The sequence below is a fragment of the Brevundimonas sp. genome (genome assembly GCF_046295595.1).
Classification (GTDB): domain Bacteria; phylum Pseudomonadota; class Alphaproteobacteria; order Caulobacterales; family Caulobacteraceae; genus Brevundimonas.
In genome coordinates this window covers 1-20,511 of record NZ_JBKBMX010000007.1, presented here as the reverse complement: position 1 = coordinate 20,511, position 20,511 = coordinate 1, and the positions used below count along the sequence as shown (strand labels likewise).

The following is a 20,511-nucleotide window of genomic DNA, read 5'->3' as shown; positions in this document are numbered from 1 at the left end:
GGTCAGGCGCGGGGAAACACCCGGATGGTTATGCGCTCGCGCTCGCCGGGCTGACGCTCGACCAGCAGGCGGGCGACCTGGGCGTCGTCGTGGAACAGATAGCCCTTGATGGCGTCCAGCAGGGCCTTGGCGAGGTTGTCGAGGTCGATGTGCGGCGGCTCGCCGACATGCTCCATGACGATCTCGACGACATAGTCGCCCCAGGAGGGGCGCGAGGCCCACTCCTTGCGCATGAACTCATAGACCAGCGGCTTGTAGTATTTGGCCTGGGTGGTCAGGCCGTCGATGGTGATTTCGACCGTCTCGCCGGTTTCGCGCAGGCGGACCTTGCCGGTTCCGATCCAGCCGGCGGTCAAGGGCGACACTCCGGTGGGACCTCGCCGATCAGGGTCGCGGAGCGGATGGCCACGGGCGGGGTCAGTTGCTCCTGATCGTCGGCCGGCGATATCTGGATGGCCCGGGCGACCTCCAGCCCCTCGACCACCCGGCCGAAGGCGGCGAAGCCCTGGCGGTCGGGATTGCGGCCGCCGCCGAAGTCGAGGCTGGGCGTGTCCTGTGTGACGATGAAGAAGCTGGAGGTCGCGGTGTCGGGGCCGTCGCGGGCCATGGAGATGGCGCCCGCCGTGTGGCCGAGGCCGGTGTCGCGGGTGCGCTCCAGCGGGATCGGCGGCCGCGAATCGTCGTCGGAACCGCGCGGGGTCGCCGCCTGGATGACGTCGATGGGGTTGGGGTTGTCGTTGGTGGCGCTGACCACTGCGCGGAAGAAAGACCCGGCTTCGTAATCGCCGTCGGTGACATAGCTCAGGAAGTTGCAGACGGTCAGGGGCGCGCGCTCCAGCTCCAGCTCGAGGACCATGCGGCCGGCGTCGGTCTCGAGCACCACGCGGGGGTTGTCGGCCCCGGTCGCCGTGGTCGCGCAGGCGGACAGGGCCAGCACCGCCGCCATCGTCGTCATCGTCCGCATCGCCGGCTCCTCCGCCTTGTCCCCTCGCCTCCCCGTGCTACACCGCCGCCCATCCTCCCGTCACGCCTGAAGAGCCTCGCCGACATGAGCAACGCCCGCACCGAAACCGACACCTTCGGCCCGATCGAGGTCGCCGCCGACCGCTATTGGGGGGCCCAGGCGCAGCGGTCGCTGGGGAATTTCAGGATCGGCTGGGAGACGCAACCGCTGCCGATCGTGCGGGCGCTGGGCATCGTCAAACGGGCCGCGGCGGAGACCAATATGGCGCTGGGCAAGCTGGATCCGGCGATCGGGGAGACCATCGTCAAGGCGGCCAACGAGGTCATCGAGGGCCGGCTGGACGACCATTTCCCGCTGGTGGTCTGGCAGACCGGCTCGGGCACCCAGTCGAACATGAACGCCAATGAGGTGATCTCGAACCGCGCCATCGAGATGCTGGGCGGGGAGATGGGCTCGAAGAAGCCGGTCCATCCCAACGACCACGTCAACATGAGCCAGTCGTCGAACGACACCTATCCGACGGCCATGCACGTCGCCTGCGCCGAACAGGTGGTGCGCGAACTGATCCCGGCGCTGAAGCATCTGCACGCGGCGCTGAAGGCCAAGAGCGACGCCTGGCAGGGCATCATCAAGATCGGCCGGACGCACACCCAGGACGCGACGCCGCTGACGCTGGGCCAGGAGTTCGGCGGCTACGCCCGGCAGGTGGCCAACGGCATCGAGCGGATCGAACAGACCCTGCCCAAGCTGATGGAGCTGGCCCAGGGCGGCACGGCGGTCGGCACCGGGCTGAACGCGCCGGTCGGCTTCGCCGAGACGGTGGCCGAGAAGATCGCCGCGATCACCGGCCTGCCGTTCACGACTGCGCCGAACAAGTTCGAGGCGCTGGCGGCGCATGACGCCATGGTGTTCAGCCACGGAGCCATCAATACGGTGGCGGCGTCGCTGTTCAAGATCGCCAACGACATCCGCTTCCTCGGCTCGGGACCGCGATCGGGGCTGGGCGAGCTGGCCCTGCCTGAGAACGAGCCGGGCAGTTCGATCATGCCGGGCAAGGTCAACCCGACCCAGTCGGAGGCCCTGACCCAGGTCTGCGTCCAGGTGTTCGGCAACCACGCGGCGGTGACCTTCGCCGGCTCGCAGGGGCATTTCGAGTTGAACGTCTTCAACCCGGTGATGGCCTACAACTTCCTGCAGTCGGTGCGGCTGATGGCGGATGCGGCGATCAGCTTCACCGACAACTGCGTCGTCGGGATCGAGCCGCGCGAGGACAACATCAAGCGCGGGCTCGACAATTCGCTGATGCTGGTGACGGCGCTGAACGGCAAGCTCGGTTACGACGCCTGCGCCAGGATCGCCAAGACCGCGCACAAAAACGGCACCACCCTGCGCGAGGAAGCGGTCGGCGGCGGCTATCTGACGAACGAGGAGTTCGACGAATGGGTGCGGCCGGAGAAGATGATCTCGCCGGGGTGACGTGACCTCCTGATCAGGGCTTGTCGCGGATCGTGCGGCCGATCGGGGCGATGGCGAGCTTGGCCAGCTCCAAGTCCTTGATCGCGAACGGGATGCCGATGATGGTGATGGCCTCGGCGACGGCGATGATGATGTGCGTCAGGGCGATGTACCAGCCGGCGAAGACGAACCAGATGACGTTCAGGCCGATGCCGAAGCAGCCGGCGCCCAGGGCCGTGGCGTCGGGCTCGCGCCATACGACTTCGCGACCGAACGGCCAGAAGGAATAGCTGGCGATGCGCCAGGCGGCGAAGGTCCACGGCAGGCCGACGACGGTCAGGGCGAGGATCGCGCCGCCCAGCAGCCACAGCAGGCCGGACAGCCAGCCGCCGAAGATGAACCACAGGATGTTGAGGATCAGGCGGATCAAGGCGGTCGTCTCCAACGCGCCGCGACGGACGCCGTCCCTCACACATAGGCGAAGGCCCCGCCGGGAACAGCGGGGCCTTCGTGAATTCGCGGTAAGCCGGGGCGGACTATTGCTTCTCGGTCCAGCGCGCCTTGGCCTCGTCCTTCGTGAGGTTGAGGTGGACGTGGGCGTCGACGTGGTCGACCCAGCTGACCGGGATCATATGGTGTTTGAAGCCGGCGCCGAGGTCCAGCTTGGCCAGTTCGATCTGGTCGCCGTGGACGTGATCGACACGGCCGACGTGCTCGCCGTCAGAGCCGACGACTTCAAGGCTTTCGCGAAGCAGGGACAGGTCTACCATGGGGAACTCCTGACGGATGGGATGTCAGGAAAACCGCCCGGCCGCGAGCCGGTTGCATAACGGAGGTGTCATGGGCGAGGTCGTCAACCTGAACCGGGCGCGCAAGGCGCGGGCGAAGGCCGACGCCAAGGTGGCCGCCGTCGAGAACCGCGCCGCGCATGGCCGCAGCAAGGCGGAGCGGACCAGGGCGGAGGCGGAACGGGCCCGCGCCGAGCGCCTGCTGGACGGCTCGAAGCTGGAGGATTGAGATGGGCGACATGCCGCGCAACCGCCACGGCCTGATCCCGATGCTGGTGGCCATCCGCATCGCCAACGAGCGCAAGCGGCGCGAGGCCGAGACTCAGGCCAAAGGCGGAGCGCCGGGGGCCGCGGAGCCTGAGAAGAAGACGAAGAAGAAGCGGGGCTGGTTCGGCTAGACCGCCGACACCTTGGGCGCGCGGATCAGCAGGGCCTGACCGGCGAGGACGAGGGCCAGACCGGCCAGCGCCAGCCAGCCGAAGCTGGCGTTCTCGAACAGCACCGAAACGAGCATGGCGATCGGCGGGGTCAGGGCCGAGATGTAGCTGGCGAGGGCGTAGCCGTGGCTGCGGGCGATGGTGAAATAGACGACGAAGGCGATCACCGAGCCGAACACCGACAGGTACAGCAGGGAGCCGATGTAGGTGAAGGTCGGCTGGATCGACCATTCGACCCCGGTGGCGAGGCCGTAGAGGGCCAGCAGGGCTGTCCCGTAAGCCATGGCCCAGGCGGTCGACGGGATCACCGCCGAGCCGGCGTTCTGGCCGCGCCAGGCGAAATAGTTGCCGAAGGCCGAGGCGAGCACGGCGAGGAAAGCGAAGCCGACGCCCGCAGCACTGGCCGCGTCGAGCCCGGCGCCCAGCACTTCCGACCCTGACAGCACCGCCACCCCGACGACGCCGAGCGCCGCCCCGCCCCATGAGGCAAGAGCGGCCCGCTGGCGCGCGGCGACGCGGAACAGGATCAGGTTGAGGAAGGCGAGCGAGGCGAAGATCACCGCCACCACGGCCGAGGCGATCCGCCCCTCGGCGGCGTAGGTGAAGCTGTAGCTGATCGAGAAGGCGAAGACGCCCTGCCCCGCCGCCGCCAGATGCTGGTTGAGCGACAGCTTCAGTGAGCGGCGCGTCAGCAGGCAGCCGGCGAACAGGACGATGGCGGCGAGGCCGAAACGCCAGACGATGGAGGCGAGCGGCGCCACCTCGCCCAGTTGCAGGGTAATGGCGAACCAGGTCGTGCCCCAGATGGTCGCGCACAGGCCGACGCCGGAGATCGCCCACAGGGTGGCGCGGGAGAGGCCGGGCGACGGCGGCGGCGCGAGGGACTCGGTGGGGGCGGTCATGATCGCCAAGTGGCCGAGCCAGCGGTCGCGCGCAAGCCGAGGAATCGGCGCCGCGTCACAAGCTGGACTTATGGCGTCCGGAAAGCGCCGTCAGGCCCGCAGTTTGAGGCTCGCCAAGGCGGCCTCCGGCACGGCGTCATAGACCGTCGGGGAGCGCAGGTTCAGCCGGGCGCGGGCGGTTTCCAGCGGCTCGGCCAGCAGGGCTTCGTAATCCAACCCCGGCAGCCAGCGGGCGGCGCGGCCGTTCCGCCAGGCCTGGAGCACGGCGCGGCGGGCGGGAATGGAGCGGTTCTCGCGCTGGATCTCGCGCGCCGCGCCCCAGCCGATGAAGGCGAAGCCGAGGTTGCCGGTCTGGGCGTGGGAGAAGGCGACGACGCAGGCCTCGCCGAGGGCGTCGGTGCGGTAGCCGGTCAGCACGTGCCAGATGTCGTGCACGTCGCGCAGGCGGCGGGAATACCAGATCACGGGGTGCTGGGCGTCGACCAGAGGCGCGACCTTGCGCGCCTCCTCGGCTAGACCCTCGGCGGTGAAGCCACGCGCCTCGCGAAAGTCGCGGTAGGCCGCGCCGACCGTGCCGGGGCCGAAGCGGGCCAGCCAGGCCGGGTCGTCCAGCCGGTGGGCCAGTTCGTCGCGCAGGAAGGCCTGGCGTCCGCCCTCCATGGTCCGCAGCATGCGATCGTAGCCTCGGGCGATCGAGCGGCCGGACAGGGCGCGCATGATCTCGAACACCTGGGCGGTGTCCTCCTTGTTGCGGACAAGCTTGCGGAAGGCGCGGAAGGCGGTCAGCGGCTCCAGCGGCTGGGGCCGGAAACGTTCGAATTCAGCGGTGGCGGTCATGCGGTGATCCTGCCTTTGGCGGCCGCATCATAGCGCGATACGCGGGTCAGGTGAACGGCGATCATGAACCAGCGGCCGCTCGCCGCGCGACGGCGCCTCGGCTAGGCTGGCCGGATGCTGAAGAAACGCTCCGTCTCCCTGTCCGGCCACGCCACCTCGGTGGCGCTGGAGCCGGAGTTCTGGGCCGTGCTGGACGCCATCGCGGTCGAGGCGGGCCTGACCCAGGCCGGGCTGATGAAGCGGATCGACGAGCGGCGCGGACGTCGGCCGCTGGCCTCGGCCTGCCGGCTGTTGGCGCTGGACTGGGCCGGCGGCGACCGGTCTTTCGCCGATCAGCGGTCGGCCGATTGACAGCGGCCAAGGTTGGCGCATCCTCCGGTCCGGAGAGCGCATCATGGTCGACAACAGACTGATCCCCGCCGCCGTCGTGGGCGGATTGCTGGCCGTGGGGCTGATCGGGGCCGGCGCCCTGGTCGGTCAGGGGGTGGTCAACGCCTGGGTCGGCGACCGTGCGGTGACCGTGCGCGGCCTCGCCGAGCGGGACGTCCAGGCCGATCTGGCCGTGCTGCCGCTGCGCTTCACCGCGTCCGGCGAGGTGTTGTCCGAGGTGCAGGCGCAGATTGACGGCCATCTGGCGGTGGTTCGCCGATTCCTGACGGCGCAGGGCTATCCGGCCGACGCTGTCACCCTTGGCCGGCTCGAGGTCGCCGACCGGCGCTCGCGCGAGTACGGCGGCCAGGACGGCGGCCCGCGCTTCATTCTCGCCCAGACGGTGATCGTGAGGACGACCGACGTCGCGCGGGTGCAGGCGACGACGCGGGCGCTCAACGATCTGGTCCGGCAGGGGGTGGTGCTGCAGGACTTCGCCGGCCCGACCTATATCTTCACCAAGCTCAACGACGTGCGCCCGGCGATGATCGCCGAGGCGACGGCCTCGGCCCGCAGCGGAGCGGCCCAGTTCGCCAAGGACTCGGGCGCGCCGCTTGGGTCGATCCGGCAGGCCAACCAGGGATCGTTCGAAATCCTGCCGCGCGAGGGCTATGGCGACGCGAGCCAGTCCCCGGACCAGAGGGTCCGGGTCGTGACCACGATCAGCTATCGGCTGAAATAGCCGTCTAGTTCGCCGGCGCCGGTTCGGGGCTGGGCAGGCGCGGCGGCTCGATGTCCGGCATGTCGGGCATCTTCGGCGCCTCCGGCAAGGTCGGCGTTGGCAGGTCGACGTCGATGTCGACATTGGTGTCCTTGCCGGCGTCCAGGCCGCCGTTCGACAGCATGACGACGGCGATGATGATCAGCACCACCACGATGCCGCCGACGAGGAAGCCGATCCAGCCGGAGCCGCCGCCTCCGCCGCCGCCGGGCGGGGGGTTGTTAATGGTCGTGTGATGCACGACCTCGGGCCGGTCGTTGGGATCACGCGGCGGGGGCATGTTGGGATCGGTCATCGATCAGCCCTCCGTGCCGGGAATGGCCGGGGCCGAGACCTCGGGCAGATTGACGTCGACATCGATCTGTTTGGTCTCGGGCGCGCCGCCGCGGGCGAAGACGAAATAGGCCACGACCGCCAGCACGACCACGATCGCCCCGACGATGAAGGCGAGGCCGGTGTTGCCGCTGCCGCCGCCCGTATTGCCTGTGTTGTTGGTGTTGTCTGTCATGGACATCCCTTCCCTGAACCCCGTGTCGGCAAGCGGAACGGGGAACAGGCTTGGCGGTTCCAGCGCCGCGCCGGAACGCGGGCGCTGACATCGGGGCCCGTGCCCCTTATGTTCTCCCGATGAGTCTGCCTGAATCCCCTGCCCCGCGTATTTCCGATCTCGCCCGCTCGCGCGGCCCCGGGGGCGTCGCGCCCTCCGGCGCGCCCGACTACCTGGCCGGGCTGAACCCGGAACAGCGCGAGGCTGTCGAGACCGTCGACGGGCCGGTGCTGGTGCTGGCCGGGGCCGGCACCGGCAAGACGCGGGTGCTGACCACCCGGCTGGCGCACATCCTGGCCACCGGACGGGCGCGGCCGTGGGAGCTGCTGGCCGTCACCTTCACCAACAAGGCGGCGCGCGAGATGCGCGAGCGGATCACCCATCTGATCGGGCCGTCGGCCGAGGGGCTGCGCTGGCTGGGCACCTTCCACTCGGTGGCGGCGCAGATCCTGCGGCGGCACGCCGAACTGGTCGGGCTGAAGTCGACCTTCACGATTCTGGACACGGACGATCAGGAGCGGGTCTGCAAACAGCTGCTGGAGGCCGCCAATCTCGACACCAAACGGTGGACGCCCAAATCGCTGAACGGCCTGATCGACCACTGGAAGAACCGCGGCTGGACGCCGGAGAAACTGCCGTCGACCGAGGATTTCGCCAACGGCAAGGGGCATGCGCTGTACGCCGCCTATCAGGCGCGGCTGGTCAGTCTGAACGCCTGCGACTTCGGCGACCTGCTGCTGCACAATCTGACGATCCTGTCGCAGCACGCGGATATCGCGGAGGAATACCGGCGTCGGTTCCGCTACATCCTGGTCGACGAGTATCAGGATACGAACGTCGCCCAGTATCTGTGGCTGCGTCTGCTGACCTCCTCGACCGGCAACGTCTGCTGCGTCGGCGACGACGACCAGTCGATCTATGGCTGGCGCGGAGCCGAGGTCGACAACATCCTGCGGTTCGAGCGTGATTTCCCGGGCGCGAAGGTCATCCGGCTGGAGCGCAACTATCGCTCGACGCAGCACATCCTCGGCGCCGCCTCGGGCCTGATCGCGGCCAACAAGGGGCGGCTGGGCAAGACGCTGTGGACCGAGGATTTGAGCGGCGACAAGGTGCGGGTGCGCGGGGTCTGGGACGGCGAGGCCGAGGCCCGGCTGGTCGCCGACGAGATCGAGACGGCGCGGCGCGAGGGGGTGGCCTACAGCGACATGGCGGTGCTGGTGCGCGCCTCGTTCCAGATGCGGGCCTTCGAGGAGCGGTTCGTGCTGCTGGCCGTGCCCTACAAGGTCATCGGCGGGCCGCGCTTCTTCGAACGGGCCGAGATCCGCGACGCCCACGCCTATCTGCGGCTGATCCTGAGCGAGGACGACGACCTGGCCTTCGAGCGGATCGTCAACGTGCCCAAGCGGGGCATCGGCGACACCTCGGTGCAGAAGGTGCTGCAGATCGCGCGACTGTCGGGGGTGTCGGCGATGAGCGCGGTGCGCGACCTGATCGTCTCGGACGAACTGCAGGCGCGGACGCGGACGGCGCTGTCGAACTTCGTGCGCGACATCGACCGTTGGCGGGCGCTGGCGCAGTCGACGACGCACTGGGAGTTGACCGAGGCCGTGCTGGAGGAGAGCGGCTACACCGACATGCAGAAGGCCGACCGGGCGACTGGGCAGACGCGGCTCGACAACCTCAAGGAGCTGACGCAGTCGATGCAACAGTTCGAGACCCTGACCGCCTATCTGGAGCACGTCTCGCTGGTCATGGATCTGGATCGCGGCGGCTCGGACGACGCGGTGCAGATCATGACGCTGCACGGGGCCAAGGGGCTGGAGTTCCCGCTGGTCTTCCTGCCGGGCTGGGAGGAAGGCGTCTTCCCCAGCCAGCGCAGCATCGACGAGAAGGGCGAGAAGGGCCTCGAGGAGGAGCGCCGCCTCGCCTATGTCGGCGTCACCCGGGCCAAGTCGGACGCGAGGATATCGTTCGCGGCCAACCGGCTCGTGTACGGCCGCTGGACCTCGCAGCTGCCGAGCCGGTTCGTCGACGAACTGCCGATCGACCACGTCGAAGCCGAGAGCGACACCGGCTACTACGGTGTCACGCCGGGGATGAAGGAGGCCAAGAGCCGCTGGGACGAGATGCCGACCTTCGGCGCCGGTTACACCTCGCCGGGCTGGAAGCGGGCGCAGTCGTTCACGGCGGCGCGGGCCCCCGCGGCGCGGCCGGCGCGGCATGCGCTGATCGAGGGGGACGGACGGCTGGTCGCCACGGCCGATCCGAAGTCGGGCGGCGACTGGAGCAAGGGCGAGCGGGTGTTCCACCAGAAGTTCGGCTACGGCGCGGTGCGGGCCATCGAGGGCAACAAGCTGCTGATCGACTTCGAGAAGGCGGGGGAGAAGAAGGTGATCGATACGTTTGTGGAGAAGGCGTGAGGGTGGAGCGGCGGACGCTTTTGCCCGCCGCCATCGAGCCTACAGGCGCACCGAGGTGCTACGGTTGGCCTCGGCGTCGACTTCTCCGACGCTGAAGGCTTTCATCAGGGGCATGATCTGCCACAGGGCGGACAGGCCGACGAGGACATAGACGACACGGGAGAGGGCCGAGCCATCGCCGAAGATCGCCGCGACAAGGTCAAACTCGAACGCCCCGACCAGACCCCAGTTGAGGCCGCCGACGATGAGCAGGACGAGGGTGATGAGATTGAGAGCTTTCATGGGTAACCTCCTTGGTCGCCCGGTAAAGCAGGCGTCGACCCCGCACGTTCCCCGGCCACAAAGAGTTTGAAAGAATAATACCCTGGCTTGACCATTGACGCGTCGGCCGCGGAGCCGGGACAGCGCGCTGCGAACAGCCCGCCAATCCTTCCTTAAGCCCGTTGGCCGACCCTGCGCCCGTGCGCGAATCCCGTTCAGCCGAGGTCCTGACCGAAACCGCCCCCACCCTGTGGGAGCGGGTGATCTGCGGCGCCATCATCGCCATGATGACCGGCGCGCTGATCGGTCCGGTGTTCGCGCCGCTGCAGGAAGAGACGCCGGTGTTGCGGCTGGTGTGGCTGCCGGCCTATGCGGCGATCTTCGCCATGGCCATCTACCGCACCGACCGGCTGTGGCGGGCGTGGCCGGCGGCCATCGCGGTGGCGCTGCTGGTCGGGCTGACCTTTGCGTCGCGGTACTGGTCGATCGACTACGAGACGACCAGCCGGCGGGTGATCGCCCTGGCCATCAGCGGCGTGTTCGCCCTGTATCTGGGTGCGGTGTTCCGGGGACCGCACCTGCCGCGCCTGCTGATGCATACGGCGCTGATCATGGCGGTGGGCAGTCTGGTCATGGTTGTCGCCTTCCCCTCGATCGGCGTGCACCAGGCCGAGAACGCCGGCCTGTGGCGGGGCCTCTGGTACGAGAAGAATCAGATGGGGGCGGTGATGGTCATCGGGGCCACGGCCTCGGCCGCGTGTCTGGCCTCGCCCGATCCGCGACGGCTGCTGCCGGCAATCGCCCTGCTGCTGGCCTCGGTGCTGGTGCTGGCGACCCAGTCCAAGACTTCGCTGCTGTGCCTGGTCGTCGGCCTGGCCTTCGTCGGCGGGTTCTGGAGCCTGCGCCGCGGCGGGGCGGCGTTCAGCGTCGTGGCCATCTGGTGCGCCGTGGTCGTGGCGGGTCTGGGGCTGTGGACGTGGGAGACCCATTCGGTGGCGGTGCTGGAGGTGCTGGGCAAGGACCCGTCGCTGACCGGGCGCACCGAGATCTGGGACGCCCTGATGCGCAAGGTCGCCGACAGGCCGTGGACCGGCTACGGCTATGGCGCCTTCTGGGGCCGGGAGGGCGAGTCCGCGCCCGCCGACTGGGTGCGCAAGGAGACCCAGTGGCCGGTGCCGAACGCCCACAACGGCTGGATCGACCTGCTGGTGCAGCTGGGCTGGCCGGGGGCGATTCTGGTCGGGACGCTGATGGCGATCACGGCGGGGGTCACGGTGCTGCGATCCATGGGCCAGGGCCTGCGTGAGGGCTGGTGGGCGCCGGGCTTCCTCGCCGCCTTCTTCGTGCTGAGCCTGTCGGAATCGATCCTGCTGGCCCATCAGGGCCTGCCGTGGGTGCTGTTCATGGCCGTGCTGACCCGGGCCGTCCTGCCGTCTCCGGCGCCCGGACCCGCGCCGCTTGTGGAGAAGCGCCGCCGGGCCTACCAGACCGGCTCCCGAATCGCAGCACAGTATCGCTATGGGTCCCACCGCCGCGCCTTCCCTGTTCGATGACATCCCCGAGCCGCAAGGCCCGGAGCCGACTCCTGCCGCGAACGGGGCGCCCGAGCCGGCCCTGACGCCGCAGGTGGCCGCACCCAGGCCGGAACCGGCCCCGGCCCCGCGTCCGGTGGAGGCGCCCTCCTCCGCATCAGCCGTCGCGACCGGCTATTCCGCCTCGTCGATCGAGGTCCTGGAAGGGCTGGAGCCGGTCCGCAAACGGCCGGGCATGTATATTGGCGGCACCGACGAGCGGGCCCTGCACCATCTGTTCGCCGAAGTCCTCGACAACGCCATGGACGAGGCGGTCGCCAAGCACGCCAGGCTGATCACCGTGGACCTCGACGCCGACGGCTGGCTGGCGGTGCGCGACGACGGGCGGGGCATCCCGGTCGACCCGCATCCGAAACACCCCGGCAAGTCGGCGCTGGAGGTGGTGATGACGGTGCTGCACTCGGGCGGCAAATTCTCGGGCAAGGCCTATGAGACCTCCGGCGGCCTGCACGGCGTCGGCGTCTCGGTGGTCAACGCCCTGAGCGAGAAGCTGGACGTCACCGTCTGGCGCGACGGTTTCGAGTGGAAACAGTCGTTCAGCCGCGGTCTGCCGCTGGGCTCCATCACGCAGGTCCAGCCATCGAAGAAGAAGGGCACCCTGATCCGGTTCAAACCGGACGAGGAGATCTTCGGCGTTGGCGCCGCCTTCAAGCCGGCGCGCCTGTTCCGCATGGCCCGGTCCAAGGCCTATCTGTTCCGTGGCGTCGAGATCCGGTGGACGTGCGCTCCCGAGCGGATCACCGACCACACGCCCGCCGAGGCGGTGTTTCACTTCCCGAACGGCCTCGCCGACGCCCTGTCGGAACGGATCGGCGAGCTGGAGACGGTGACGCCGGCCTTCGCCGGACGGGTCGAGCGCAAGGGCGAGGCCGGGGCGGTCGAATGGGCCGTGACCTGGTCGCCGATCGGCTTCGGCGAGGCCGACGGCTTCGTCAGCTCCTATTGCAACACCGTCTCGACGCCGGACGGCGGCACCCATGAGGCCGGCTTTCGCGCCGCGCTGGTCAAGGGGCTCAAGGCCTATGGCGAGCTGACCAATGAGAAGCGCGCCGGGCTGATCACCGCCGAGGACGTGATCGCCAACGCCGGGGCGATGATCAGCGTGTTCGTGCGCAATCCGGAATTCCAGGGCCAGACCAAGGACCGGCTGTCCTCGCCCGACGCCCAGCGACTGGTCGAGACGCTGATGCGCGATCCGCTGGACCACTGGCTGACCGAGAGCCCGAAACAGGCCAACAGCCTGCTGGGCTTCGTCATCGAGCGCGCCGAGGACCGGCTGAAGCGGCGCAAGGACAAGGAGGTCCAGCGGGCCCAGGCGACGCGCAAGCTGCGCCTCCCCGGCAAGCTGTCGGACTGTTCGCGCCAGACGGCGGAGGGCACCGAACTGTTCATCGTCGAGGGCGACTCGGCCGGCGGCTCGGCCAAACAGGCGCGCGATCGCACGACCCAGGCCATCCTGCCCCTGCGCGGCAAGATCCTGAACGTCGCCTCGGCCACGGCTGACAAGCTGCGCGCCAATATCGAACTGTCCGATTTGGCGCTGGCGCTGGGGGTGCAGCCGGGCAGCCGGTTCAACATCGAGGACCTGCGCTACGAGCGCATCGTCATCATGACCGACGCCGACGTCGATGGGGCGCATATCGCGGCCCTGCTGATCACCTTCTTCTACCGGTCGATGCCCGAGACGATCCGGCAGGGCCGGCTGTTCATGGCCCTGCCGCCGCTCTACCGGATCAGCGCCGGGCCGCTGTCCGAATACGCCCGCGATGACGCCCACCGCGACGAGCTGCTGGCGACGGTGTTCAAGGGCAAGAAGGTCGAGATCGGGCGGTTCAAGGGTCTGGGCGAGATGATGGCCTCCCAGCTCAAGGAGACCACCATGGACCCCAAGAAGCGCACCCTCGCGCGGGTGACGGTGCCGGCGTCGGAGGACGAAATCGAGGATCTGGTCGAGCGGTTGATGGGCAAGAAGGCCGAGGCCCGCTACCAGTTCATCCAGGACAACGCCCGGTTCGTGGTGGATGAGCTTGACGTCTAGGCGGTAAGGATTATCCTTACCGCATGATCACGAGCCGCATCACCAGCAAGGCCCAGACGACCGTGCCTCAGGCGGTTCGTAATGCCTTGGGCCTGCGTGAAGGCGATGAACTGGCCTACGAGATTCGCGACGGGCAGGTCACCCTGACGAAGGCGCGAGGGGGTGTGCAGGACGATCCTTTCGCCACCTTCGAGGAATGGGACAGCGAGGCTGACCGGCGAGCCTATGCCGGGCTTTAGCGCTGGCGATATCGTCAAGGTCCCATTCCCGTACACCGACCGGGAAGTTCGACAGCGCCGCCCGGCCCTCGTGGTGTCCGCCACCCCGCTGGGAGACGATGGCAGGCTGTACTGGGTTCTGATGATCACCAGCGCGGAACATCGTCGATGGCCGGGAGATGTCGCTCTCGGACGGCGCTATGGCGAGGCGGGCCTGCCCGCGCCGTCACTGATCCGGACCAGCAAGATTGCGACAGTCGAAGCTGCCCGCATGGACCCACTGGGTCGGTTGCCCGACTCGTTCATGGAGACGGTCCGGGCCGAACTGGATCAAGTCCTGGGTCGCCAAGCCTGACTCTCGGCGGTCGCATCCGTCCGGCCCGTCAGTGCTCGGCCCACTCGCCGCGCGGCTCGACGAAGGCGCGTTCGCCGCTGACGTCGGCGTAGGTCACGCACAGGTCCTCGAACACCCGGCCCCACGAGAAGCGTTCGACCGCGCGGGCGCGGGCGGCGACGCCGATGGCCTCGATGTCGCGGGCGAACAGGGCCTCGATGGCGGCGGCGTAGTGGACCGGGTCGGCGCTCCCGGCCAGTTGACCGACGCTCTCGTCGACCGTCTCCTTGACCCCGCCGGCGTTGACGCCGACCACCGGGCGGCCGCAGGCCATGGCCTCCAGCACAATCAGGCCGAACGGCTCCTTGTCATTGGCGTGCACGAAGGCGTCGCAGGAGGCGATGATCCTGGCCACCGCCCTGGGATTGGCCTCGTACGGCAGGGAGATGACCCGCTCCTCGGCCGGCAGGCCGGCGCCGGCGCCGACGAGGACGAGGTGGTAGGGCGCGCCCAGCCGCTGCACCGCCTCGATCAGGACGCCGATGTTCTTCTCGCGCGCGGGGCGGCCGGCGAAACAGAGCAGCCGGGCCGAGGCCGGCAGGCCCAGCTTCTTCAGCAGCCAGTCGCGGTCGCGGCGGTCCGGGTGGAAGGTGTCGACCTCGACGCCCAGCGGCTGGATCACGATGTCCTCGATGCCGGCCTCCTCGAGCCGGCGGGCGATGTAGCGGCTGGGAGAGATGACGCGGTCGAACTGGCCGAACAGGCGGGCCCAGCGCTTCTCGACCGGCTTCTTGGCCCATTCGCCGAAGTGGAGGGCCGCCAGGCCGGCGGGGTCGGAATGGCAGAAGCCGACCACCGGACAGCCGGCGCGCTGCCCCGCTTCAAGAGCGCCCTGCCCCGGGGTGTAGGGATCGCCGGCCTCGATCAGCGATGGATTGAGCGAGGCGACCCAGGCGCCCCAGCGCCGCACCGAGGTCGGCCAGCGGTAACCGTCGCCGAACGGCAGCTTGGTGGCGTGCAACTGGACGATCCCGTCCGGACCGGCCTTGTGGTGGGCGCCCGGCACGACCAGGGAATGGGCCACGCCGGGGCGCTCGGCCTCCAGCCACGCCTTCTTGGACAACAGATAGCGCTTCACCCCGCCGGACCGGGGCGCATACAGCATGGTGGTGTCGACGAGGCGGGGACGTTCGTCATCGCCGGCGGCCTTGGTCGCCTTCAGGGTCTCGGAAACCTCCTCGTCCCAGCCCGGGAACAGGCGAAGCTCGCCCTCCTGAACCTCCAGCCCGGCCAGGTTCATCAGCTCCGTCTCGGCCGCGCTGATTCCCAGCGGGCCGACGCGCCGGACCCGCTTCTGGATGCGGCGGGCCTTGCGAACCTTGGACATATGCGACTTGACCATCAGCGCGCCGTAGCGCCCGCGAGGGCCAAGCTCAAGCGTCATCCTTTGCGCCGTCCGTCGGCGGAGGGTCTTCGGACGGAACAATGCCCCGCCGCGCCAGCGCCTCGCGCAGCAGCGTCTCCACCTGGGCGTTGACCGAGCGCAGCTCGGCGGCGGCCAATCGCTCGACTGCCGCCATCACGCCGGAGGAGGCGCGCATCAGGAACGGCTTCCTCGGACGCGCCATCTCAGCCGTACAGGGTGCCGGCGTTGACGACCGGCTGGGCGTCGCGGTCGCCGCACAGGACAACCAGCAGGTTGGAGACCATGGCCGCCTTGCGGTCCTCGTCCAGTTCGACGACGCCGCGTTCTCCAAGGTCGACGAGGGCGTTCTCCACCATGCTGACGGCCCCGCGGACGATCAGGCGGCGCGCGGCCAGAACGGCCTCGGCCTGCTGGCGGCGCAGCATGGCCCCGGCGATCTCGGGGGCGTAGGCGAGGTGCGCCAGGCGCGCCTCGTCGACAGCCACCCCGGCGACCCTGACCCGCCCGACCAGCTCGTCGCGGAGTCGGGTCGCAACGTCCTCGGCGTCGGAGCGCAGCGTCATTTCGGGCTCGGCGTCCTCCTCGCCGTGGTCGTAGGCGTAGTGCGAGGCGATATCGCGCAGGGCGGTGTCGACCTGGATGTTCACGAAGGCCTGATAATCGTCGACATCGAACAGCGCCTGGGCCGAGTCCTCGACCCGCCAGACGACGTTGGCGGCGATCTCGATCGGATTGCCGCGCTTGTCGTTCACCTTGAGCTTGTCGCTGGTCAGGTTGCGCACGCGCAGGCTGACCTTCTTGCGGCTGTACCACGGCAGCACCCAGCGCAGGCCGGTCTTGCGGTCGGTGCCGCGATAATCGCCGAACAACAGGATCGCCATGCCCTCGTTGGGCTGCAGCGAATAGAGGCCGCAGAGCAGCAGCAGGCCAATCACGGCGACGACAATCCCGCCGATGACCAGCCAGGCGTTGTCAGGATCCATGGCCACCAGGGCCGGCCCGGCGAGCATTAGCAGAACGCCAAACAGCAGCATCAGAAGCCCGTTGGCGGTGGACGCCGGGCGCTCGCTCGATTTCGAATGTGTGGTGCTCATCGATCCCTCCTGTTCGATATGAAAGTGATATCACTTCGATACCGCTTTCTGCAATAGCTACGCTTGCGCCCAAGGGCAAGAAGCCGCCTTCGGCCTTGCATTCGCCTCAAATTCGCGAAACTTGAGGCAGGCTGGCATGGTCCCTGTTAGAGGGTCGCCGGCGTCTCTGCGCGTGTCGTCCACAGGGGTTAAATTCCGAATGCGTATTCTGCTTGCGAGCGCGGTCGCGGTCGCTCCCCTGCTGGCGGCTTCGGGCGCCATGGCCGAGATCGTGATCTCGACGGCGCGAACGACGCCGATCGCCACGGCGAACGCCACGGGGACCGGCCCGGACAGCATTCGCATTGCGTCCGGCGGCTCGATCGCCCTGAACACCGGCGTCGCCGTCACGGTGAACTCCAGCCACAGCTTCGACCTCGACTCGGGCGGCTCCATCACGATGAGCAACACTTCGGACGGGTCGGTCGGTGTCCAAGTCAACGGCGGCAATACGGCGAATGTGATCCTCGGAGGGTCGGTCGTTCTCAGCGACAATATCGCCAACGACGCCGACATCGACACGGACGACGACGGCGACGGCGACGGCGATTTCGCGAACGGAACCGGCCGCTACGGCCTGCGCCTCGCCGGAGCCGCTCCCCTGACCGGAAACGTTACGATCGAGAGTGGCGGCAGCATCATCGTCGAGGGCAACGACTCCTACGCCATATCGCTGGAAGCTCCGGTGACGGGCGACGTCAACATGCTCGGTTCACTGCAGGTGACGGGCAATGACAGCTACGGCCTCCGCGTCACCGGCGACGTGGGCGGGGACGTCGCCATGGCCGGGACGATCAACACCCGGGGCGAGAACACCGTCGGCGCCTCTATCGAGGGTGATGTGGGCGGAGCCCTGGTCGTCCATTCCTTGATCACCGCGACCGGCTACCGGTTCACCACCCGCCCCACGACCCGCCCGGAGGGCTATGTTGAACCGGCGGCGGACGACGACGACATTCTGTTGCTGGACGAACTGGACGCCGACGATCTGCTCCAGGGCGGAGCGGCCCTCAGTATTCAGGGCAATGTGGCCGGCGGGGTGCTGCTCAACCGCGGGCCCGCCTACTCCAGCGCAGGAATCGAAGGCGACGACGACGGCGACGGTGTCAAGAACGGCGACGAGGACGATGACGGCGACGGCACCGTCAACCGCACTGATACCGATCGCGATGGCGACGGTCTGACGGACTCGCTGGAGACCACGCCCACGATCACCAGCTTCGGTTCGGCGCCCGCCGTCGAGATCGGATCCGCCACGCAATCCATCGCGCTGGGAGCTGTTGGCACGGGCGACAACGCCTACGGATTCATCAACCGCGGGACGATCAGCGGTCAGGGAATCTATGCCGACGCCGAAGGCCAGGGGTTGGTCCTGGGCGGCAACGCCGGCCAGACCGTCAGCATCGCCGGCGGCGTTCGCAACGAAGGGACGATTTCCGCAACGGCCGAACAGGCGGACTCGACGGCCGTCCGTTTCGGCGCCGGCGTCACCGCTCCGTCCCTTGTCAACACCAACGTCATTTCGGCCATTTCGAACAGTTCCGAAGCGGCCACCGCCGCCGCGGTCCAGATCGACGCCGGGGCGAACGTCATCAGCCTGGTCAACAGCGGGACCATTCTGGGCCGCACCACGGGCGGCGTCGGCGACTCCTTCGCCATCCGCGATCTGTCGGGCAGCCTGACCTCGATCAGCAATACCGGCGTCATCCAGGCGCAGGTCGCCGCCAATGAAGATGGCGATCCGGTCACGGGCGTCAATACAGCGATCGACGTCAGCGCCAGCACCACCGGCGTTACCTTGATCCAGACCGGGACGCCCGGGACGCCGACCAGCGACAATCCGGACAGCGACGGCGACGGCGTGCCCGACGGTTCCGAGCCGAACATCGTGGGCGCGATCGATCTCGGCATAGGCGGCGATACGCTCGATATTCGCAACGGCCTGGTTCTCGGCGATATCGCCTTCGGCGCCGGGGCTGACGCCCTGTCCATCACGGGCGGCGCCCTGGTGCGCGGCGAGCTTTCCGACAGCGACGGCGCCCTGGACATCAGCGTGACCAACGGCACGCTCGACGCCCGTCAGAACGGGGCCCTGGATGTCACCAATCTGAATGTCGGCGCCGACGGCAATCTGATCGTGACGGTGGATCCCACCGCGGGCACGACGGGCTATTTCAACGTCTCCGGCACGGCCACGCTCGCCGACGGGGCGGGCCTCGGCATCCGCTTCACCTCTCTGCTCGAGGAGCCGGAAACCTTCACCCTGATCGACGCCACCACGCTGAACTACGGGGCGATCGACCTTACGTCGCTTGAGGAGAATTCGCCCTTCCTTTACGTGGTGGAGGCCGGGGCGAATGTGCCGGCCGGTGAAGTCTTTGTCGACGTGCGGCGTCGTACGGCGGCCGAGGCGGACCTGATCCCGGTCGAGGAGCAGATGTACGACGCCTTCTATGGCGCGCTCGGCTCCGAGGACGCCGAGGAGGTTCGCAACGCCTTCCTGGCCCAGACCAACCGTGAGGACTTCGGCAACCTCTATGAACAGCTGCTTCCGGACCACTCCGGCGGCCCGCTGCTGTCGCTGGCCTCGGGCGTGGACGCGGTCACCCGGGCCCTGACGGGGCGCAACGCCGCCGCGGCGCCGGGCGAAACCAGCGCCTGGGTGCAGGAGATCAATTTCTACGCCGACAAGGACCAGACCGACACCTACGGCTTCCGCTCGGAAGGCTTCGGCGTCGCCGGCGGCGTCGAGCGCGGCACCGGCCTGGGCAATGTCGGGCTGAGCGTCGCCTTCACCTCGTCGGACCTTGAGGACCCCGAGGCCGAGGCCGAGGAGGTCCTGTCCGCCAGCCTGCTGGAACTGGGCCTCTACTGGCGCGCCCAAGGCCAGTACTGGACCACATGGGCGCGCGCCGCGGCCGGTTACGCCTCATTCACCTCCGAACGACGACTCGTCGGCGAGGGGCTGAACCTGTCGAATGAGTCGGACTGGAACGGCATGACGCTGGCGGCGGCCGGCGGCCTTTCCTACGAGCGTGAGTTCGGACGGTTCACCATCCGGCCCGAGGCCTATCTCGAGTATTTCTCGCTGAGCGAGGACGGCCACGTCGAGGAAGGCGGAGGCGACGGCTTCGATCTCGAGATCGACGATCGCGAAGGCCACATGTTCTCCGCCACGGCGGCGGTCAATTTTGGCATGAAGATGGGCCAGAACGACTGGCTGCGTCCGGAACTGAGGGTCGGCTGGCGTCAGAACATATCGGTTGATCCCGGCGAGACGATCGCCCGCTTCCGCTCGGGCGGCGGCGACTTCACCCTGACGCCCGACACCATCGAGGGCGGCGGACCGATCCTCGGCTTCCGCCTCAATGTCGGCAACGAACTGGGCATGTTGTCGGTCAGCGCTGACGCGGAGATGATCGACGACTATGTCCGGTACATGCTGTTCCTGCGGGCCAGCTTCCGCTTCTAGAAGGGACGGACGGGCGGCTAGCTCAGCTGGTCAGAGCACCTCGTTTACACCGAGGGGGTCGGGGGTTCGAACCCCTCGCCGCCCACCATCCCGGCCGTGGCCAGACGTCCTTCACCGATCCAGCGCCATGCGGCGCCGGGAGAGTTCCATGAAGTCCATGTTCAGGCGCACAGCCGCCCTCGCCGCCGTCCTCGGCGGCGCTCTCATGCTGCAGGCCTGCCTTGTCGGCGCCGTGGTCGGCACGGGAGCCGCCGTGGTCGGAGGGGCCGCCAAGGCGACCGGCGCGGTGGTCGGGGCCGGCGTCGACGCCGTCACCACCTCCGACGAGGAGACCCGCGCCAGACGCGAGCGGGAACAGCGCGACCATGAGCGCGAACAGCGCCGCTGCGAACAGCGCCAGCGCGAGGGACGCGACTGCTAGGTTCTGAACCCATAAAGCTTGCGGTGACCCGGTCTCGCTGATTCAAGGATTCCGGAAGGAGCCTTGGCATGGCGCGATACGATCTGAGCGAGGTGGAGTGGCGGCTGATCGAGCCG

24 protein-coding genes and 1 tRNA gene are annotated in these 20,511 nt (G+C 68.5%); 13 read left to right on the top strand and 12 right to left on the bottom strand.

Translation table 11 applies throughout. From position 1 onward, the window contains the following. Positions 1–2: 2 nt before the first annotated feature. A complete protein-coding gene (locus tag ACK4JY_RS06695; protein WP_409604025.1) occupies positions 3–356 on the bottom strand; it encodes a RusA family crossover junction endodeoxyribonuclease in 354 nt (117 codons plus the stop codon). Continuing rightward, complete coding sequence (locus ACK4JY_RS06690) at positions 353–964, bottom strand: peptidylprolyl isomerase (RefSeq protein ID WP_409604023.1); 612 nt, start codon at positions 962–964, stop codon at positions 353–355. Before ACK4JY_RS06690 ends, ACK4JY_RS06695 begins: the two co-directional genes overlap by 4 nt. A gap of 84 nt (positions 965–1,048) precedes the next feature. Here ACK4JY_RS06690 and fumC point away from each other — a divergent pair, with 84 nt between their 5' ends. After that, positions 1,049–2,440, top strand: coding sequence for a class II fumarate hydratase (gene fumC / locus ACK4JY_RS06685; protein ID WP_409604021.1), 1,392 nt, complete (start codon positions 1,049–1,051; stop codon positions 2,438–2,440). Between the two features lie 13 nt (positions 2,441–2,453). Here fumC and ACK4JY_RS06680 read toward each other — a convergent pair whose 3' ends face one another. Both ACK4JY_RS06680 and ACK4JY_RS06675 read right to left on the bottom strand, forming a co-directional pair. Beyond that, positions 2,454–2,849, bottom strand: coding sequence for a YccF domain-containing protein (locus tag ACK4JY_RS06680; protein WP_409604019.1), 396 nt, complete (start codon positions 2,847–2,849; stop codon positions 2,454–2,456). A 106-nt stretch (positions 2,850–2,955) separates the two neighbouring features. Next, complete coding sequence (locus tag ACK4JY_RS06675; RefSeq protein WP_409604018.1) at positions 2,956–3,189, bottom strand: DUF2171 domain-containing protein; 234 nt, start codon at positions 3,187–3,189, stop codon at positions 2,956–2,958. 70 nt (positions 3,190–3,259) lie between these two features. On the opposite strand from ACK4JY_RS06675, the gene ACK4JY_RS06670 reads away from it, so the two are divergent. Further along, the gene (locus ACK4JY_RS06670; RefSeq protein WP_409604016.1) at positions 3,260–3,436 is read left to right on the top strand and encodes a DUF4169 family protein; all 177 of its coding nucleotides are present in this window, start codon (positions 3,260–3,262) and stop codon (positions 3,434–3,436) included. A 1-nt stretch (position 3,437) separates the two neighbouring features. Then, positions 3,438–3,605 (top strand): hypothetical protein, encoded by a 168-nt coding sequence (locus ACK4JY_RS06665; RefSeq protein ID WP_409604014.1) that lies wholly within the window; start codon positions 3,438–3,440, stop codon positions 3,603–3,605. Here the strand turns inward: ACK4JY_RS06665 and ACK4JY_RS06660 are convergent. Both ACK4JY_RS06660 and ACK4JY_RS06655 read right to left on the bottom strand, forming a co-directional pair. Further along, complete coding sequence (locus tag ACK4JY_RS06660; protein WP_409604013.1) at positions 3,602–4,546, bottom strand: DMT family transporter; 945 nt, start codon at positions 4,544–4,546, stop codon at positions 3,602–3,604. The genes ACK4JY_RS06665 and ACK4JY_RS06660 overlap by 4 nt on opposite strands. A 90-nt stretch (positions 4,547–4,636) precedes the next feature. Next, positions 4,637–5,383 (bottom strand): Coq4 family protein, encoded by a 747-nt coding sequence (locus ACK4JY_RS06655; protein ID WP_409604011.1) that lies wholly within the window; start codon positions 5,381–5,383, stop codon positions 4,637–4,639. A 114-nt stretch (positions 5,384–5,497) separates the two neighbouring features. Here ACK4JY_RS06655 and ACK4JY_RS06650 point away from each other — a divergent pair, with 114 nt between their 5' ends. Both ACK4JY_RS06650 and ACK4JY_RS06645 read left to right on the top strand, forming a co-directional pair. Beyond that, positions 5,498–5,734: a ribbon-helix-helix domain-containing protein gene (locus ACK4JY_RS06650; protein WP_409604009.1), complete on the top strand. Its 237-nt coding sequence runs from the start codon at positions 5,498–5,500 to the stop codon at positions 5,732–5,734. 43 nt (positions 5,735–5,777) lie between these two features. Beyond that, entirely contained in the window at positions 5,778–6,494 is a 717-nt protein-coding gene (locus ACK4JY_RS06645) for an SIMPL domain-containing protein (RefSeq protein WP_409604008.1), read from the top strand. Positions 6,495–6,498: 4 nt separating this feature from the next. On the opposite strand, the gene ACK4JY_RS06640 is transcribed toward ACK4JY_RS06645, so the two are convergent. Continuing rightward, positions 6,499–6,828 carry a hypothetical protein gene (locus ACK4JY_RS06640; RefSeq protein ID WP_409604006.1) on the bottom strand — a complete coding sequence of 110 codons (330 nt, stop codon included), beginning with the start codon at positions 6,826–6,828 and terminating at the stop codon, positions 6,499–6,501. A 3-nt stretch (positions 6,829–6,831) separates the two neighbouring features. Further along, a complete protein-coding gene (locus tag ACK4JY_RS06635) occupies positions 6,832–7,041 on the bottom strand; it encodes a hypothetical protein (RefSeq protein WP_409604004.1) in 210 nt (69 codons plus the stop codon). 119 nt (positions 7,042–7,160) lie between these two features. Between ACK4JY_RS06635 and ACK4JY_RS06630 the strand changes: the two genes are divergently transcribed. Beyond that, on the top strand, positions 7,161–9,500 hold the full coding sequence (locus ACK4JY_RS06630; RefSeq protein ID WP_409604002.1) for an ATP-dependent helicase: 2,340 nt from the start codon (positions 7,161–7,163) through the stop codon (positions 9,498–9,500). 39 nt (positions 9,501–9,539) lie between these two features. Here ACK4JY_RS06630 and ACK4JY_RS06625 read toward each other — a convergent pair whose 3' ends face one another. Then, positions 9,540–9,782 carry a DUF378 domain-containing protein gene (locus ACK4JY_RS06625; RefSeq protein WP_409604000.1) on the bottom strand — a complete coding sequence of 81 codons (243 nt, stop codon included), beginning with the start codon at positions 9,780–9,782 and terminating at the stop codon, positions 9,540–9,542. Positions 9,783–9,961: 179 nt separating this feature from the next. Here ACK4JY_RS06625 and ACK4JY_RS06620 point away from each other — a divergent pair, with 179 nt between their 5' ends. The 4 genes from ACK4JY_RS06620 to ACK4JY_RS06605 are packed head-to-tail and all read left to right on the top strand — an operon-like array spanning position 9,962 to position 13,964. Then, positions 9,962–11,314 carry an O-antigen ligase family protein gene (locus tag ACK4JY_RS06620; RefSeq protein ID WP_409603998.1) on the top strand — a complete coding sequence of 451 codons (1,353 nt, stop codon included), beginning with the start codon at positions 9,962–9,964 and terminating at the stop codon, positions 11,312–11,314. Next, a complete protein-coding gene (gene parE, locus ACK4JY_RS06615) occupies positions 11,280–13,391 on the top strand; it encodes a DNA topoisomerase IV subunit B (protein ID WP_409603996.1) in 2,112 nt (703 codons plus the stop codon). The genes ACK4JY_RS06620 and parE overlap by 35 nt, the downstream gene beginning before the upstream one ends. A gap of 23 nt (positions 13,392–13,414) precedes the next feature. Further along, positions 13,415–13,630 carry an AbrB/MazE/SpoVT family DNA-binding domain-containing protein gene (locus ACK4JY_RS06610; protein ID WP_409603994.1) on the top strand — a complete coding sequence of 72 codons (216 nt, stop codon included), beginning with the start codon at positions 13,415–13,417 and terminating at the stop codon, positions 13,628–13,630. Next, positions 13,617–13,964, top strand: coding sequence for a type II toxin-antitoxin system PemK/MazF family toxin (locus ACK4JY_RS06605; RefSeq protein WP_409603992.1), 348 nt, complete (start codon positions 13,617–13,619; stop codon positions 13,962–13,964). Before ACK4JY_RS06610 ends, ACK4JY_RS06605 begins: the two co-directional genes overlap by 14 nt. A gap of 28 nt (positions 13,965–13,992) precedes the next feature. On the opposite strand, the gene ACK4JY_RS06600 is transcribed toward ACK4JY_RS06605, so the two are convergent. From ACK4JY_RS06600 to ACK4JY_RS06590, 3 genes are all read right to left on the bottom strand, one after another. Beyond that, positions 13,993–15,243: a glycosyltransferase gene (locus ACK4JY_RS06600; RefSeq protein ID WP_409604209.1), complete on the bottom strand. Its 1,251-nt coding sequence runs from the start codon at positions 15,241–15,243 to the stop codon at positions 13,993–13,995. 133 nt (positions 15,244–15,376) lie between these two features. Beyond that, complete coding sequence (locus ACK4JY_RS06595) at positions 15,377–15,571, bottom strand: hypothetical protein (RefSeq protein ID WP_409603990.1); 195 nt, start codon at positions 15,569–15,571, stop codon at positions 15,377–15,379. Position 15,572: 1 nt separating this feature from the next. Then, the gene (locus ACK4JY_RS06590; RefSeq protein ID WP_409603988.1) at positions 15,573–16,463 is read right to left on the bottom strand and encodes an SPFH domain-containing protein; all 891 of its coding nucleotides are present in this window, start codon (positions 16,461–16,463) and stop codon (positions 15,573–15,575) included. A 199-nt stretch (positions 16,464–16,662) separates the two neighbouring features. On the opposite strand from ACK4JY_RS06590, the gene ACK4JY_RS06585 reads away from it, so the two are divergent. From ACK4JY_RS06585 to ACK4JY_RS06575, 3 genes are all read left to right on the top strand, one after another. Next, positions 16,663–19,974, top strand: a complete 3,312-nt coding sequence (locus ACK4JY_RS06585) for an autotransporter domain-containing protein (protein WP_409603986.1) — start codon at positions 16,663–16,665, stop codon at positions 19,972–19,974. An 11-nt stretch (positions 19,975–19,985) separates the two neighbouring features. Beyond that, a tRNA-Val gene (locus ACK4JY_RS06580) sits at positions 19,986–20,062 on the top strand. Between the two features lie 60 nt (positions 20,063–20,122). Then, on the top strand, positions 20,123–20,395 hold the full coding sequence (locus tag ACK4JY_RS06575) for a hypothetical protein (RefSeq protein ID WP_409603984.1): 273 nt from the start codon (positions 20,123–20,125) through the stop codon (positions 20,393–20,395). The last annotated feature ends 116 nt before the right edge of the window (positions 20,396–20,511 follow it).